Origin of the sequence: Aliihoeflea sp. 40Bstr573 (genome assembly GCF_024105655.1) — a bacterium.
Classification (GTDB): Bacteria; Pseudomonadota; Alphaproteobacteria; order Rhizobiales; family Rhizobiaceae; genus Aliihoeflea.
In genome coordinates, this window is record NZ_JAAAMH010000007.1 from 132,464 (window position 1) to 149,339 (window position 16,876).

The window sequence follows — 16,876 nt, forward strand, 5'->3', positions numbered from 1 at the left end:
TCGGGTGTTCGACAGCGCTTAGACGGATTCTTTTAGAGCATGAACATTCAGCCCGATCCGGCCCGCATCCGCGACGCCGCTCCGCTCCTGCCTGCTGCAGTCGACACGCCCATACGCTTCACCCCCGGCAAGGACATAACGCTCCACGCGCTCGGCTATGACCTGGCGGGCGGCCGTTTCGAGCCTGAATTCGACCTGTTCGAACTCGATCTTCGCCAACGCGCCAACGACAATGCGGACACAATCCTGGCGGTCGTGACCTATCTCGGCACGGCCCAGCAGAATGGCGAGCCCATTACGCCTGCCGCGAACTGGCTCCTCGACAACCACTATCTCGTCGAGGACACGATCCTTCAGGTCCGCCGTGACCTGCCTGCCCGGTTCTTCAAGAAGCTGCCGCTTGCCACCCTGCCAGACGGGCGGCGAGTGCCGCGCGCGCTCGTGCTCGCCTGGACCTATGTCGCGCAATGCGACAGCGCGATCTCCGTCGCCGGCTTCGAAACCATGGTCGCAGCGTTCCAGGAGGTCGATCCGCTGTCGATCGGCGAATTGTGGGCGCTGCCGTCACTTCTGCGATTCGTGCTGGTGGAAAATTTACGCCGGCTGGCCGTGCGCGTGAAGCGGGCGCACGAAATGCGCGCCGTCGCCAACAAGGTCGCCGACCAGGCGCTGGCGCAGGGCTCCGTGGAGGAGGAACTGCGCGTTCTGGGCACATATGAGGAGCATGCCCGCGACATGACATTCGCCACGCAGCTTCTCTTTCGCCTGCGCGACGGCACGCAATATGCCGCAAGCGCGCTTGGCTGGCTCGAGACCGAACTGGAACGCTTCGACCTCGACGCCGAAGAAGTGGCACGACGCGAGCACGCCACGCTTTCCTCCGGCAACGTCACCACAGGCAACATCATCAAGGGCCTGAGGCTCGTCGACGACACCGATTGGACGGTGTGGTTCGAGGAGCTCAGCCATGTCGACCAGACACTGCGTGCACATACCGACTTCGCCGAACTCGACTTCCAGTCGCGCGACCAGTATCGCCGTGCGATCGAGGAGCTGGCGGGCGGCACCGAGCTTTCCGAGCGCGAGGTCACGGAACGGGCGATCGCAATGGCGGCGGACCGCGCAATCGCGATCGGCCAGCAGACCTGTCCCGATATCGGCCTTTTCGTCGTCGGCCCGCGGCGTCCCGAATTCGAGCATGCCATCGGTTACGAGCCGAAATGGCCGACACGCCTGCGCCGCTTCTACCGACGCACGGGCTGGATGGGCATCGTCCTGCCTGCCGCGGCGCTCACCGCCCTGCTGCTTGCCGCCGTCGGCTTCACCCTGGAAGGGATCGGGCTATCCACTTTCGCCGTCACGCTGCTTCTCGCGCTGTTCGTGCTGCCGGCCAGCGAAGCGGCGCTCGGCCTGTTCAACACAGTCGCCTCGCTTCTGGTCGAGCCGACACGGCTGATCGGATACGAGTACAAGGAAGGCGTTCCCGACCATGCGCGCACGCTCGTCGCCTTGCCGATCCTCATCGGCTCTCGCGACGATGTGGAAGACGCGCTCCACAATCTCGAGGTCCACTACCTTGCCAACATGCAAGGCGAGCTCGACTTCGCCATCTTGTCGGACTGGCGCGACAGCCCGTCGGAGCAGACCGCTGAGGACATGGAGCTTCTCGACTACGCTCGAAAGCGTGTCGCCGCTCTCAACGAGCGGTATCCGCGCGGCGAGCGGCCCCGCTTCCACTTCCTCCATCGCCGCCGCCTCTACAATGAGGCGGAAGGTGTGTGGATGGGATGGGAGCGCAAGCGCGGCAAGCTGCATGAACTCAACGCGCTCCTGCGCGGCGACCTCGACACGACGTTCATCGCGCCGACCACCCCGCTGCCCTCGAACGTCCAGTATGTGCTGACGCTCGACGCCGACACGCGCATGACGCGCGACGCGGTCGCCAAACTCGTCGGCAAGATGTCCCATCCACTCAACCGGCCGGTCATCGACCCGGCGACGGGGCAAGTCCTGGCCGGCTATGGCATCTTGCAACCGCGCGTGACGCCTTCGCTGACGACCGGCAACGAGGCCTCGTTCTTCCAACGGATCTTTTCCGCCAACAGGGGCATGGACCCCTACGTGTTCGCCGTTTCCGACGTCTACCAGGACCTTTTCGATTCCGGCACCTTCACCGGCAAGGGCCTCTACCACATCGACGCGATGGAAGCCGCGCTCGAGGACCGCATCCCCGAAAACGCCGTCCTCAGCCACGACCTGCTGGAGGGCGCGTGGGCGCGCTGCGCGCTCGTCACCGACGTCGAACTGATCGAAGACTATCCGACGCGCTACTCCGTCGACGCTTCGCGCAACCATCGCTGGATCCGCGGCGACTGGCAGCTCCTGCCGTTCATCCTCGATCCGCGCTCGGCCATTCCCGGGCTTTCCCGCTGGAAGATGATCGACAATCTGCGCCGCTCGCTGACGCCGATCTCCTGGGTTCTGGCTTCAATCGCCGGCTGGGCGTTGCTTCCCTTCGCCTATGCCGCCCAGTGGCAGGCGCTCCTGATCCTCAGCCTCGTGCTTGCCCTGACCTATTCGATCGTCGACGCGCTGATGCCGCGCAATTCGGAGGCGACGCTGCGCAGCCATTTCTCCGCGCTCGCGCGGGAGATCGCATTCGCCACCGCGCAAGTCGTGCTCAAGGTCGTGCTGATCGCGCACCAGGCCTGGGCGTCGGCCGACGCCATCGGGCGTACGCTGATCCGTGTCTTCGTCACCCGCCGCAAGCTCCTCGAATGGCGCACCGCGTCGGACGCGGCACGCGGCGGCGAGACGCTGCAGGCCTATCACGCGATGATGGTCGGCTCGCTGGTGATCGCGCTCATCGGCTTCGCGATCGCCGTGATCGGTGAGCGCACGGGCGTGATCGTCGCAGGCATCTTCCTGTTTTTCTGGGTCGGCGCGCCCGGCTTTGCCTGGCTCATCAGCCGATCGGCAGAGACCGAGGACCAGCTCGTCGTCGATCCGGCCGACGCCGCCAAGCTGCGCACCGCGGCCCGGCGCACCTGGCTCTATTACGAGACCTTCGTGACGGCCGAGCACAATTTCCTGCCACCGGACAATTTCCAGGAAATCCCCTCGCCCGTCGTCGCTCCGCGCACCTCGCCGACCAATATCGGCATCTATCTGCTCTCGATCGTTTCGGCGCGCGACTTCGGCTGGATAAGCCTCGCCGACGCAGTGCGGCAGTTGGAACGAACGATATCGACCATCGAGCGCATGGAGCGCCATCGCGGCCATCTCTACAACTGGTACGATACGCGGACGCTGAAGCCGCTCCTGCCGCTCTACGTCTCCTCGGTCGACAGCGGCAATCTTGCAGGCCACCTCGTCACGGTCGCCGCCACCTGCAACATCTGGGCGCAGGCGCCCGCCGCGCATCTGCAGGGCGACTATACCGGCATCCTCGACTGCGTGACGATCCTGGAGGAAAGTCTCGACGAGCTGCCGGACGACCGTCGTCCGCTGCGTCCCCTCCGGCAGCGGCTGCGCGAGCGTGTCGACGGCATGCGCCGGGCAGTCGAGACGATCCGCAGCGAGCCGGAGACGGCCGCCATCCGCACCATCAACCTTGCCGTCCTCGCCGCCGACATCCGCAAGCTGGCGCGCTCGATCGACGAGGAAATCGGCTCCCATGCCAGCGAGACGCTGGCGCTGTGGGCCAACAAGCTCGAAGCGACCTGCCAGTCGCACATCGCGGATTCGCACATCGAGGACGCGCATGTGACGGCGCTGCGGCACGAACTGATCGCGCTGCGCGACCGGGCGCGCCAGTTCGCCTTCGAGATGGATTTCTCGTTCCTGATGCGCGGCGACCGCAAGCTGCTTTCGATCGGCTACCGGGTCGACCAGCGCCAGCTCGACGAGGCCTGCTACGACCTTCTCGCTTCCGAAGCGCGGCTGACGAGCCTTTTCGCCATCGCCAAGGGCGACCTGCCGACCGACCACTGGATGCGGCTCGGCCGCCCGGTGACGCTCGTCGGCTTCGCCGGAGCGCTGGTGTCATGGTCGGGCTCGATGTTCGAATATCTGATGCCGCCGCTGGTGATGAAGGAGCCGCTCGGCGGCATCTTGAACCAGACCAACAACCTCATCATCGCCCGTCAGATCCGCTATGCGCGCTCGAAGGGCATTCCGTGGGGCATCTCCGAAAGCGCCTACAATGCGCGCGATCGCGAGATGACCTACCAGTACACCAATTTCGGCGTGCCGGGCCTGGGGCTCAAGCGCGGCCTGGCGCAGAACACGGTGATCGCGCCCTATGCGACGATGCTTGCCGCGCAGTTCAAGCCGCGCGAGGCGGTGCTCAACCTTGCCGAACTGGAGGCGATCGGCGGGCGCGGGCGCTACGGCTACTACGATGCTATCGATTTCACGCCGACACGTGTCCCGACCGGCGCGGCCTGCGCCGTCGTGCGCAACTACATGGCTCACCACACAGGCATGTCGATCGTCGCGGTCTCGAACGTCGTCTTCGAAGGCCGCATGCGCGACCGCTTTCATTCCGACGCCGTGATCGAGGCTGCCGAACTCCTGCTGCAGGAAAAGGCGCCGCGCGACGTGCCGGCCACCAAGGCGCGTGCCGAAGCGGGCGACCGGACGACGGCTGAGGAGGTCGAGACGAGTTCGGACATCCGTGTCGTCGCCGATCCCGTTCATGCGCTGCCGGCCACCAGCTTGATGTCGAACGGCTATTACAGCGTCATGCTGACGGCGAAGGGCACCGGCTACAGCCGCTGCGGCGATATCGCGATCACGCGCTGGTCCGGCGATCCCGTGGAGGACCGCTCCGGCACCTTCATCTTCGTCTCCGATCCGGCGACGGGCGCATGGTGGTCGGCCACCGGCGACCCGAAGGCTGCCGAGAACGAGCGCGCGGAAGCGATCTTCAGCGATGACAAGGCGACGTTCATCAAACGTGTCGGCCCGATCACGACCAAGGTCGAGGCCATCGTCACCTCCGAGGCGAACGGCGAGGCCCGCAGGATCACCATTTCCAACAATGGCGAGGCGGACGAGCACCTCGAGATTACCTCCTACGGCGAGCTCGCGCTCGCCACTGAGGCGAGCGACCAGGCGCACCCGGCCTTCTCCAAGATGTTCGTCAAGACGACCATCGCAAACGAGGGAAGCCTGATCCTCGCCCGGCGCAACAAGCGCGCGCCCGCAGAGGCGGACGTCGCGCTTGCGCATTTCGTCACCGCCGGCGCCGGCATTTCGCGCGAGGCCCGCGCCCAGACCGACCGTCGCGAATTCCTCGGACGCGGCCGCTCGATCGTCGATCCCGCCGCCTTCGACCGCAATGCGAGCTTCGAGGGCAAGGACGGTTTCACGCTCGACCCGATCCTTTCGATCCGCTGCAAGGTGCGCGTTCCCGCCGGCAAGGAGGTCTCGCTGACCTTCTGGACCGTCGTGACCGCGACCGAGGACGACGCGCGCGCGGCTGCAACCCGCTTCGACAATCCTGAATCCTTCGAGCGGCAGGCGATGCTCGCCTGGACGCGCTCGCAGGTGCAGACCCGCCATGTCGGCCTGTCGCTCGCAGACGCCGCCGGCGTCCAGAAGCTCGCGCGCTATCTGCTCTATCCCGATCCGGCGCTGCGGGCGCCGTCGGAGACGATCCTCGAGGGTCTGGGCTCGCAATCCTCGCTTTGGCCGACGAGCATATCGGGCGATTTCCCGATCTTCGCCTTGCGTATCGCCGATGTCGCCGACCTCGAAATCGTCTCGTCCGCGCTGCGCATGCAGGAGTATTTGCGCGCGCACGGCCTCGTCGCCGACCTCGTCATCGTCAACGAACAGGCATCGTCCTATGTGCAGGACCTTCAGCAGGCGATCGAGCAGCTTTGCGACAACAGCCGCATGCGCGGGCGCGATCTAGGGCCGCGCCAGCACATCTTCGCCGTGCGCCGCGACCTCATGGACGACCGGACCTACAAGACGCTGCTGGCGGTCGCGCGGGTCGTTCTCCACACGCGCAACGGCACAATCTTCGACCAGATCGATCGCGCCGAAGCCATCGCCCATCAAGAACTCGGTCAGCGCCGTGCGCTTGCGTCCGCGCAAATCTCCAAGCCTGCAACACGGCTTGCGCCGGTCGCAAACGCCGAGGGAAGCGGGCTTGCCATGTGGAACGGCTATGGCGGCTTCGCTGACGAGGGACGCACGTATGTCGTGCGGCTCGACGGACGCCGGCACACTCCGCAGCCATGGATCAACGTGATCGCCAACGAGAATTTCGGCTTCCACATCTCGGCCGAGGGTGCCGCCTTCACCTGGAGCCGCAACAGCCGCGACTTCCAGATCACGCCCTGGACGAACGACCCCGTAACCAACCGGCCGGGCGAAGGCGTCTACATCGTCGACCGCGATACGGGCGAAGCGTTCTCGCCCGCGGCGTCACTCCTGCGCGACCCGTCGCTGATCTACGAGGCGCGGCACGGCCAGGGCGTATCGACTTTTTCCGTCGAGCGCAGCCGGATCGCCACCGAGCTGACGCATCTCGTCGACCCGGCCGACCCGGTCCGCATCTCCCGCCTGAAGCTTGCCAATCGCGGCGATACGCCAAAGCGGCTGCGCGTCTACGCCTATGTCGAATGGGTGATGGGCGTGAACCGCACGCGCACAAGCGCGACCACCTTGCCTGGCCATGATGCTGCCGCCGACATGGTGACGGCCGCCAATCCCTACCATCTCGACTATGGCGATCGCGTCGCATTCCTGGCCGGCGATCAGCCAATCCAGTCGTTCACATGCGACAGGGCGGAGTTTCTCGGCCTGCGCGGATCGACGGAGTGGCCGGCGGCGGTCGTTTCTGGCGCTTCGCTTTCGCGAACGGCTGAGGCGGGACGCGACATTTGCGGCGCGGTCGCCTTCGACGTCGATCTCGGCGCGGGCGCCGAGGAAGTGCTGACGCTCTATCTGGGCGATGCAGGCTCGCTTGCAGAGGCGCGAAACCTCGTCCAGCACCACCGCCAGCAAACCTTCGACGAGCGCCTTGAGCGCAATGACGAGAGCTGGCGGGACTTTGCCGATGCGCTGCAGGTGGAGACACCAGACCCGGCCTTCGATGCACTGGTCAACACCTGGCTTCCCTACCAGGCCTTCGCCTGCCGCATCCGTGCACGGGCCGCCTTCTACCAGGCGAGCGGCGCCTACGGCTTCCGCGACCAGTTGCAGGACACGCTTGCGCTTCTCTTGCACGATGCCTCGCTCGCCCGCGCGCAGATCCTCAACGCGGCCGGACGTCAGTTCCGCGAGGGGGACGTGCAGCACTGGTGGCTGCCGCGCTCGGGCGCAGGCGTGCGCACGATGATCTCGGACGATGTCGTCTGGCTCGCGCATGGCACCCAACGCTATGTCTCGGTGACCGGTGACGCGGCCATTCTCGACGAGAACCTCCCCTTCCTCGAAGGCGAAATGCTGCAGGAGGGCCAGCACGACGCCTTCTTCACCCCGCAGACCTCGAAAGAGACGGCATCGCTCTACGAGCATTGCGCCCGCGCGCTGGACCTTGCGATCCGCCGCACCGGCCCGCACGGCCTGCCGCTGATCCTCGGCGGCGACTGGAACGACGGCATGAACCGCGTGGGCGAGAAGGGACGGGGCGAAAGCGTCTGGCTCGGCTGGTTCCTGGCCGCGACGCTGCGCGACTTCGCGGTGGTTGCCGACGAACGCGGCGACGCAAAGCGCGCCGAGGCATGGCGGCGCCATCTCGACCAGCTCAAGATCGCGATCGAGGACGCCGGCTGGGATGGTGAGTGGTATCGCCGCGGCTATTTCGACGACGGCTCGCCCCTCGGCTCGCGCCAGTCCGACGAATGCCGCATCGATTCCCTTGCCCAGTCCTGGGCCGTCCTTTCCGGGCTTGGACCCGAAGACCGGGCCAACCAGGCGATGACGAGCGCGCAGGAATGGCTGCTCGACGAGGAGCACGGTCTCATCCGGCTTTTCACACCACCCTTCGAAAATACGCCGAAGGAGCCGGGCTACATCAAGGGTTACCCGCCGGGTGTGCGCGAGAATGGCGGACAGTACACACATGCCGCCACATGGTTTGTGCTTGCCCTTGCGTCACTCGGTCGCAGCGACGACGCCTATCGCGCCTTTTCCGTGATCAACCCGGTGAACCATGCCCCGGACCGGCCCAGCGCCGACATCTATCGTGTCGAGCCTTACGTCGTCGCTGCCGATGTCTACTCGGAAGCAGACCGTGCAGGGCGCGGCGGCTGGACTTGGTATACGGGCTCGGCGGGATGGCTCTACCGGGCCGCCGTGGAGGGCATTCTCGGCATCGAGCGGACCGGGGAGGCGATCTCGATCGCGCCGCGCCTTCCTTCCAACTGGCCGGGATTCCACGCGAAAATGCGTTTCGGCGAGGCCGAGTACCGAATTTCGATCAAGCGTGGTCCAACCGATTCGATTGTTCTTGACGGAACGCAGGTGCAGCAAATAAAGCTTGCCGATCAGGGCCATCACGAGGTCGTCGTTACCGTCGCAAACGGTGAATTGGACTAGGCATCACGCGCCGCATTGGCACCGCATTTGCGGCGCACGATTCCAATTGTTCATATATTTCCGATTGTTAAAGCATCACGGAAAGTAACGACCTTTCGTTCTTCTTGTAGCGAAATTCGCAACCTGTTCCCCACATACCCGATTGTTCAAGTCCGCAGCCTGACGTAGCGTCACTTATGTTGCGGCGCACAATGAATGCTGAAAGGCCTGATGCCGTGTCCCTAGTGGAAGTGTACTGGAGAGCCCTGTCCTATCTTGCCGTCGCCCGCGGCAAGGTTGCGGTCATCTGTGGCTCCAACGTCCTCCTCGCGATCGTCGCCATCGCGGAACCGATTCTTTTCGGTCGCATCATCGATACCATCTCCGACAAGGCCGACGTGACGCCTGCGCTGGCGATGTGGGCCGGCCTGGGCATCTTCAACATTGTCGCATTCGTGCTCGTCTCGCGGGGCGCGGATCGCCTGGCGCATGCCGTACGAGGGGACGTCCTCGCGCGCTCCTACGAGAACGTCGTCACCATGCCGCTTGCCTGGCACTCCAAGCGCGGCACGTCCAATTCTCTGCACACGCTGCTGCGCGCCGTCGAGGCCCTGTTCAGCCTGTGGCTCGAATTCATGCGCCAGCACCTGTCGACGGCCGTTGCGCTCGTCCTTCTCGTGCCGACCGCGATCTCGCTCGACCTGCGCATGTCGATGGTGCTGTTCACGCTGGGCACCGCCTATGTGACCATCAGCCGCCTGGTGATGAAGAAAACCAAGGACGGCCAGGCCGAGGTCGAGCAGCACTACCACAAGGTGTTTGCCCATGTGAGCGACTCGGTCGCCAACGTGTCGGTTCTGCAGAGCTATGGCCGCATCCAGCACGAAACGCAGGCGCTGAAGGAGCATATCGGCCGCCTGATCGGCGCCCAGTATCCGGTGCTCGACTGGTGGGCGCTGGCAAGCGCGCTGCAGCGCCTGTCCTCGACCATCTCTATGATGGTCGTGCTGATCATCGGCGCGCTGCTCGTCTCGCGCGGTGAACTGCGCATCGGCGACGTCGTCGCCTTCACCGGCTTCGCCACGCTGCTGATCAGCCGCCTCGACCAGGTGACGGGTTTCGTCAATCAGGTTTTCGAAGCGCGCGCCAAGCTCGAAGCGTTCTACGAAATCGAGGATTCGGTCGAGGAGCGCGCGGAAGCCTATGATGCCAAGGTTCTCGACCGCGTCCAGGGAAACGTCGTCTTCGACAATGTCAATTTCCGCTTCCCCGGCACGAGTGAGGGTGTAAGCGACATTTCGTTCTCCGTCGGCGCCGGCCAGACCGTGGCGATCGTCGGCCCGACAGGCGCCGGCAAGACAACGCTGATCAATCTGCTGCAGCGCGTCTACGATCCGCATTCGGGCGCCATTTACGTCGACGGTATCGACACGCGCACCGTTACGCGCAACTCGCTGCGCCATCAGATGGCGACCGTCTTCCAGGACGCAGGACTCCTGAACCGCTCGATCGAGGACAATATCCGCCTCGGCCGCGAGAACGCGCTCAACGATGACGTGCACCATGCTGCCCGTGCGGCGGCTGCCGAGGAGTTCATCCTCGGCAAGTCGACCGGATACGACACGATCGTGGGCGAACGCGGCGGCCAGCTTTCGGGCGGCGAGCGCCAGCGCATCGCGATTGCCCGTGCCATCCTCAAGGATGCACCGATCCTCGTTCTCGACGAGGCGACGAGCGCGCTCGACGTGGAAACCGAGGAACAGGTCAAGCAGGCGATCGACCGGTTGCGTGAGAACCGCACCACCTTCGTGATCGCGCACCGCCTGTCGACCGTTCGCGACGCCGATCTGGTGATCTTCATGGACCGCGGACGGATCGTCGAGATGGGCGGCTTTGGCGAACTGGCGCAGAGCAATGGCCGGTTCGCCGGTCTTTTGCGCGCCGGCGGGCTTCTCAACGACGAGGAAGTGCGCCGCTCCTTCCGTCTGGCGCCGTCCATCGAAGCGGCCTGACCAGACGCAATCCTCAAGGAATCCAGGGCCGCCTTTATGGCGGCCTTGCTTATTTCAGCGCTTGCTGAAACGAAGTTTCGCGAAACGTGATCCTGAAAAGGGATCGGATTCGGTAGTTAGCCCGTTGATGACTCGCTTCCAGCATTGCCGCAATTTAGCCCGGCAATGCCGTCAGAGCGTTGTCTTCACTTCAGGAGGGGACGCCTGGCTTGCGAAGCGGCATGAACCCGTTTCGCATCGTTGGAATCTGTTTGCATGATGAATGCCAAGACCCCCATTCGAGATACCCGGATCGACGTCATTCGCGCCGTGGCGCTGCTGTCGATCTTCGTGAACCACGTGCCGGGCAATCCGATCGAAGTGATCACGCACAAGAATTTCGGCTTTTCCGATGCGGCAGAAGCCTTCGTGCTGATTTCCGGCGTCTCGGCCGCCCTCGCCTACGGGCTGAAGTTCGAACCCGGAAACCGGCTCGTCACCGCGCTCAAGACATGGCGTCGCGCGGGTGTCCTCTATATCGCCCAGCTCGGAACGACGATGGCGACGCTCGGCATCTTTTCGTTCTTCGCGCTCTACTTCGGCGCGCCGCACCTCATGGCCAAAATCAATATCGAGCCTGTCGTCACCGACACTGCGGCTTCATTGGTCGGCATCGTGACCCTCGGCCACCAGCTTGGCTACAACAACATCTTGTCGATGTACGGCATCGTGCTGCTCCTGCTGCCGCTGTTCCTCTTGATTGGCACGGTCAGCATCGGCTGGATGGTCGCGGCCTCGGGCCTCCTCTGGACGGTGGCTGGCCTGCTGCCGATCGCGCCGCCGCAATTCCCCAATGGCGGCTACTGGTTCCTCAACCCTTTCTCGTGGCAGTTCCTGTTCGTGATCGGCATGGCCGTCATGATGCATGTGAAGCGTGGCGGATCGCTTCCGGTCAATCGCTGGCTCATCGGCGCGGCTGCCTTCTATCTCGTCACGGCGCTGCTTTGGGTTCGCGTGCCGCTGTGGGGCGTCGACATCTCGATGGGGCTGCCGAAGATCTTCACGGGCTTCGACAAGACCTTCCTCTCGCTGCCGCGCGTGCTGCACGTCCTGGCCGCCGGCTATCTGCTCTATGCGATCCCGGCGATCTCGAACGTTTTTCGCACGAGTTTCGACAATCCGCTTGCAGTGCTCGGGCGCCACGCCTTGCCGGTTTTCGTCGTCGGCACGATCCTGTCGATGGCGGCGCAGGCCTGGCGCGGCGTTTTCGCGCCGACGGTGGCGAGCGACGTCCTTATAGTGACGGCCGGCATCGCGCTCCAGTTCGCGCTTGCATACTACATCGAGTGGTATCGCCGCCTGCTGAAAGGCGCCCAGGTCGCGCGCGAGCCGACCCGTGTCGTTCTGCACGGACGCGACCTGGCGGCGGTCCCGGTGCGTACGCAGCCGCCGCGCCGATGACGGCCGGCCTCCTGAAATGAAAAAAGCCCCGGCAATGCTGCCGGGGCTTTTTCTTGGCAATGACGTCTTTGCCTCACAAAGGCTTCTTGATGAGCTTCGACAGCACGCCGACGATGCCTTCCCGGAACAGCATGACGCAGATGACGAAGACGATGCCCTGGACGATCGTGACCCAGGCTCCGAAGGTCGCCAGATAGTTCTGCATCGTCACGATCACGGCGGCTCCGACGATCGGTCCGAACACCGTCCCCATGCCGCCGAGCAGCGTCATCAGCACCACCTCGCCCGACATCGACCAGTGGACGTCGGTCAGCGAGGCAAGCTGGAAGACGAAGGCCTTGGTCGAGCCTGCAAGTCCCGCAAGCGCCGCCGACATGACGAACACGGTCAGCTTGTAGCGGTTGACGCGATAGCCGAGCGAGATCGCACGCGGCTCGTTCTCACGGATCGCCTTCAGCACCTGCCCGAAGGGCGAGTGGATGATGCGGTAGATGATGAGCAGGCCACCGAAGGTGATGCCCAGCACCAGCCAGTAGAGCGACATGTGATTGGAAATGTCGATCACGCCGAGCAACGGATTGCGCGGTACGCCCTGGATGCCGTCTTCACCGCCCGTGAACGGCGCCTGCAAGGCGAAGAAGTACACCATCTGCGCGAAGGCCAGCGTCACCATTGCGAAATAGATGCCCTGACGGCGAATGGCGAGCGATCCGAAGGCCAGGCCAAGGATAGCGGCGGTGGCTGTGCCCGCAAGGATCGCCAGTTCCGGCGACAGCCCCCACACCTTGGCCGCATGGGCCGAGACATAGCTTGCCGCACCAAAATAGGCCGCGTGGCCGAAGGAGAGCAGCCCGCCGAAGCCCAGCAGGAGATTGAACGCGCAGGCAAACAGCGCGAAGCACAGCACCTTCATGACGAAGACGGGGTAGAGCATGAAGGGGGCGACGATGCCGGCCGCAAGCAGCATGACGAAGATCGCCATGTGATGAGCCGGCATGCCCATCGCCTTCGGGCGGCTTCGGGAAGCGGCGGCGCCCGAACTCGTTTCGCTATCGGTCACGGAAACCATCAGACAGTCCTCCCGAACAGGCCGGCGGGCTTGATCATGAGCACGATGGCCATGATGACGAAGATAACGACGGCGGAGCCCTCGGGATAGAAGACGCGGGTCAGGCCCTCTACCAGGCCGAGGCCGAAGCCGGTTATCACCGAGCCGAGGATCGACCCCATGCCGCCGATGACGACAACGGCGAAGACGACGATGATCAGATCGGCGCCCATATTCGGGTTGACCGAGTAGATCGGTGCCGCCAGCACGCCGGCGAAGCCGGCCAGGGCGACGCCGAAGCCGTAGGTCAGCGTGATCATCAAGGGCACGTTGATGCCGAACGCCCCGACCAGCGTCGGGTTCTCGGTGGCGGCGCGCAGATAGGCGCCAAGACGCGTCTTCTCGATCACGAACCATGTGCCAAGGCAGACGGCAAGCGAAGCGATGACGACCCAGCCGCGATAGTTCGGCAGGAACATGAAACCCAGATTCGTTCCGCCGGCGAGTTCCGCCGGGATGCCGTAGGGCAGGCCCGAGATGCCGTATTCGTTGCGCAAGAGGCCTTGAAGGATCAGCGCGAGGCCAAAGGTCAACAGCAGGCCGTAGAGGTGATCGAGGTGATAGAGCCGCGATATCAGAAGCCGCTCGATGATGATGCCTGTCGCGCCGACGATGATCGGCACGAGCAGCAGCGCCCACCAATAGCCGATGCCCAGATAATTGAGCAGCATCCAGGCGACGAAGGCCCCGAGCATATACTGCGCGCCGTGCGTGAAGTTGATGATGTTGAGCAGGCCGAAGATGATTGCAAGGCCCAAGGACAGCATCGCATAGAACGAGCCGTTGATCAGACCCAGCAACAACTGGCCGAAGAGAGCTTGCGGCGGAATGCCTAGGAGCTCGAACATGTGCGCATCCCGTGGTCGAGAAATTTACGGAGACCAAAGGCGGCGCGGCTCACAGGCCGCGCCGCATCGATTGACACAAGCCTACTCGACGAGCGGGCAGCCACCTTCCTCAAGCGGACGGAAGGCTTCCGCCGCAGGCGTCGTCGCAACGGTCTCGAAATAGTCCCACGGTCCTTCCGACTGGTCTGGCGTCTTGACCCGGAAGAGGTAGGAATCGTGGATGTGGCGGCCGTCGGCGCGGACTTCGCCCTTGCCGAACAGCGGATCGTCGGACGGCATTTCCTTCATCTTGGCGACGACATCCTTGGAAGTCTTGTCGCCGACGGCCTCAACGGCCTTGAGGTAGTGAAGGATGCTCGAATAGACGCCGGCCTGGACCATGGACGGCTTCTTGCCGGTCTCTTCCTCGAAGCGGGCCGACCATTCGCGGGTGCCTTCGTTCAAATCCCAGTAGAAGCTTGAGGTGAGCAGCAGGCCCTGCGCGACGTCGAGACCGAGCGCGTGGATGTCGTTGATGAAGACGAGCAGGCCCGCGAGCGACTGTCCGCCCTGGGTGATGCCGAATTCGGATGCCTGCTTGATCGAGTTGATCGTGTCGCCGCCGGCATTGGCAAGGCCGATGACCTTGGCGCCCGAGGACTGTGCCTGGAGCAGGAAGGACGAGAAGTCCGTGCCTGGGAACGGGGTGCGAACGGAGCCGACGATCTCGCCGCCGGCCGCCTCGACGACCGCCGAAGTGTCACGCTCGAGCGCGTGGCCGAAAGCGTAGTCGGCGGTGACGAAGAACCACGTGTCGCCACCGTTCTCGACGACCGCGCGGCCCGTGCCGTTCGCGAGCTGCCAGGTGTCGTAGGTCCAGTGGACCGTATTGGGCGAGCAGGCCGCGCCGGTCAGGTCAGACGTAGCAGCGCCCGAATTCAGGAACACCTTGTCGGATTCGCGCGTGATGTCGTTGATGGCGAGCGCGACCGAGGAGGTCGGCACATCGACGATCACGTCGACATTCTCGGTGTCGTACCACTGGCGCGCAATGGTGGAGCCCACGTCCGGCTTGTTCTGGTGGTCGGCCGAGACGATCTCGACATTGATGTCCTTGGATTCGGCGTCGAAATCCTCGACCGCCATGCGGGCGGCGACGACGGAGCCTTCGCCGGCGATGTCAGCATAGATGCCCGAGCGATCGTTCAGGACGCCGATCTTGATGTCGACGGCATAGGCCGGCGCGGCGAACACCGCGGCGGCGATCGATCCCAGAAGAATCGTCTTCAAGTTCATGTCCTCACTCCTCCACTTGCGACGCTTATGAGCGCCTTTCCTCAGTCAGACGCCCAGATAGGCGTGCAGTTTCTCGATGTTGGCATCGAGTTCGTCGTTCAGGATCTGGTCGACGACCTTGCCCTGTTCGACGACGAAATGGCGGTCCGCCACGGTGGCGGCGAACCGGAAGTTCTGCTCGACCAGAACGATGGTGAAGCCCTCCTGCTTCAGCCGCGCGATGGTCTTGCCGATCTGCTGGATGATGACCGGCGCAAGACCCTCGGTCGGCTCGTCCAGGAGCAGCGTCTTGGCCCCGGTGCGCAGGATGCGCCCGATCGCCAGCATCTGCTGCTCGCCGCCGGAAAGCTTGGTGCCCTGCGAGTTCAGGCGCTCCTTCAGATTCGGGAACAGCTCGAAGATGCGCTCCACCGTCATGCCGCCGGCCTTGACCTGCGGGGGAAGCATCAGGTTCTCCTCGACCGAGAGCGAGGAGAAGATGCCGCGCTCTTCGGGGCAATAGGCGATGCCGGCGCGCGCGATGGTGCGGGCGGGCAGCTTGATCGTCTCCTTGCCCTCGAAAGTCACCGAACCGGTGCGCTTGCCAAGGATGCCCATGATCGCCTTCAGCGTCGTGGTCTTGCCGGCGCCGTTACGGCCCAAGAGCGTGACGACCTCGCCCGGCTTGACGTCGAAGGTGACGCCATGGAGCGCATGGCTTTCGCCATACCAGGCGTTCAGGTCGCGGACGGCCAGAAGCGGCGCGGCCGCCGATTGCGCCGCCGGCTTGGCGGCAAGAGCTGCATCATGCATGGGCGACTCCGATATAGGCTTCGACAACGCGCGGGTCCTTGGAAACGGTCGCATAGTCGCCTTCGGCGAGCACCTTGCCGCGGGCAAGAACCGTGATCGTGTCCGAGAGATCGGCGACGACCGACAGATTGTGCTCGACCATCAGCACGGTGCGATTGGCCGAAATGCGCTTGATCAGTGCGGAAATGCGCTCGACGTCCTCATGGCCCATACCGGCCATCGGCTCGTCGAGAAGCAGCATCTCGGGATCGAGCGCTAGCGTCGTCGCAATCTCCAGCGCGCGCTTGCGGCCGTAGGAGAGTTCGCCGGCGAGCGTGTCCGCGAATTCCGACAGGCCGACATCGGCCAGAAGCTCGAGCGCACGGCCGTCATAGTCGGACAGATGTTTTTCGGAGCGCCAGAAATCGAACGAATCGCCGCGCTTGCGCTGCAGCGCGATGCGCACGTTCTCCATCGCCGTCAGGTTCGGGAAGACCGCCGAAATCTGGAACGAGCGCACCAGACCGAGCCGCGCGATGTCGGCCGGCGACATCGAGGTGATGTCCTCGCCCTTGTAGGTGATCTGTCCGCGCGAGGGCGACAGGAACTTGGTCAGGAGATTGAAGCAAGTGGTCTTGCCGGCCCCGTTGGGACCAATGAGCGCGTGAATCGTGCCCCGCTTCACGCTCAAATCGACGCCTTCCACAGCGAAGAAGCCCTTGAACTCCTTCGTCAGGTCGCGCGCCGACAGAATGATACTGTCAGTCATGCGTATATGTTCCTCCTCGGCGCCGGCGAGAAAGCTGCGTGGTTTAATGCCGGGCTCTCCCATGGCCCACCATCGCAGCGCCCTTGGTCCAGCGCTTGTCGTTGCGCATGAATGC

General features: G+C 64.2%; 8 protein-coding genes. 3 read left to right on the top strand and 5 right to left on the bottom strand.

Annotation, left to right across the window (positions count from 1 at the left end; all coding sequences use genetic code 11):
* Positions 1-39: 39 nt before the first annotated feature.
* The 3 genes from GTK01_RS10995 to GTK01_RS11005 all read left to right on the top strand — a co-directional run bounded on the left by GTK01_RS10995 (position 40) and on the right by GTK01_RS11005 (position 11,990).
* Positions 40-8,559, top strand: a complete 8,520-nt coding sequence (locus GTK01_RS10995; RefSeq protein WP_252925931.1) for a GH36-type glycosyl hydrolase domain-containing protein — start codon at positions 40-42, stop codon at positions 8,557-8,559.
* A gap of 215 nt (positions 8,560-8,774) precedes the next feature.
* Positions 8,775-10,550, top strand: a complete 1,776-nt coding sequence (locus GTK01_RS11000) for a glucan ABC transporter ATP-binding protein/ permease (protein WP_252925932.1) — start codon at positions 8,775-8,777, stop codon at positions 10,548-10,550.
* Positions 10,551-10,805: 255 nt separating this feature from the next.
* The gene (locus tag GTK01_RS11005) at positions 10,806-11,990 is read left to right on the top strand and encodes an OpgC family protein (protein WP_252925933.1); all 1,185 of its coding nucleotides are present in this window, start codon (positions 10,806-10,808) and stop codon (positions 11,988-11,990) included.
* Positions 11,991-12,063: 73 nt separating this feature from the next.
* Here GTK01_RS11005 and GTK01_RS11010 read toward each other — a convergent pair whose 3' ends face one another.
* The 5 genes from GTK01_RS11010 to GTK01_RS11030 form a co-directional block, all read right to left on the bottom strand.
* Positions 12,064-13,059 carry a branched-chain amino acid ABC transporter permease gene (locus tag GTK01_RS11010; protein ID WP_371924319.1) on the bottom strand — a complete coding sequence of 332 codons (996 nt, stop codon included), beginning with the start codon at positions 13,057-13,059 and terminating at the stop codon, positions 12,064-12,066.
* Positions 13,059-13,946 carry a branched-chain amino acid ABC transporter permease gene (locus GTK01_RS11015; protein ID WP_252925934.1) on the bottom strand — a complete coding sequence of 296 codons (888 nt, stop codon included), beginning with the start codon at positions 13,944-13,946 and terminating at the stop codon, positions 13,059-13,061. Before GTK01_RS11015 ends, GTK01_RS11010 begins: the two co-directional genes overlap by 1 nt.
* Positions 13,947-14,027: 81 nt before the next feature.
* Complete coding sequence (locus GTK01_RS11020) at positions 14,028-15,221, bottom strand: ABC transporter substrate-binding protein (RefSeq protein WP_252925935.1); 1,194 nt, start codon at positions 15,219-15,221, stop codon at positions 14,028-14,030.
* Between the two features lie 45 nt (positions 15,222-15,266).
* Positions 15,267-16,013 carry an ABC transporter ATP-binding protein gene (locus tag GTK01_RS11025; protein WP_252925936.1) on the bottom strand — a complete coding sequence of 249 codons (747 nt, stop codon included), beginning with the start codon at positions 16,011-16,013 and terminating at the stop codon, positions 15,267-15,269.
* Entirely contained in the window at positions 16,006-16,761 is a 756-nt protein-coding gene (locus tag GTK01_RS11030; protein WP_252925937.1) for an ABC transporter ATP-binding protein, read from the bottom strand. The genes GTK01_RS11025 and GTK01_RS11030 overlap by 8 nt, the downstream gene beginning before the upstream one ends.
* Between the last annotated feature and the right edge of the window lie 115 nt (positions 16,762-16,876).

Bases quoted from the DNA above. Each gene is read 5' to 3' on its own strand.
- GTK01_RS10995 (WP_252925931.1), top strand. From the start codon at position 40: ATGAACATTCAGCCCGATCCGGCCCGCATCCGCGACGCCGCTCCGCTC.
- GTK01_RS11005 (WP_252925933.1), top strand. From the start codon at position 10,806: ATGATGAATGCCAAGACCCCCATTCGAGATACCCGGATCGACGTCATT.
- GTK01_RS11010 (WP_371924319.1), bottom strand. From the start codon at position 13,059: ATGGTTTCCGTGACCGATAGCGAAACGAGTTCGGGCGCCGCCGCTTCC.
- GTK01_RS11015 (WP_252925934.1), bottom strand. From the start codon at position 13,946: ATGTTCGAGCTCCTAGGCATTCCGCCGCAAGCTCTCTTCGGCCAGTTG.
- GTK01_RS11020 (WP_252925935.1), bottom strand. From the start codon at position 15,221: ATGAACTTGAAGACGATTCTTCTGGGATCGATCGCCGCCGCGGTGTTC.
- GTK01_RS11025 (WP_252925936.1), bottom strand. From the start codon at position 16,013: ATGCATGATGCAGCTCTTGCCGCCAAGCCGGCGGCGCAATCGGCGGCC.
- GTK01_RS11030 (WP_252925937.1), bottom strand. From the start codon at position 16,761: ATGACTGACAGTATCATTCTGTCGGCGCGCGACCTGACGAAGGAGTTC.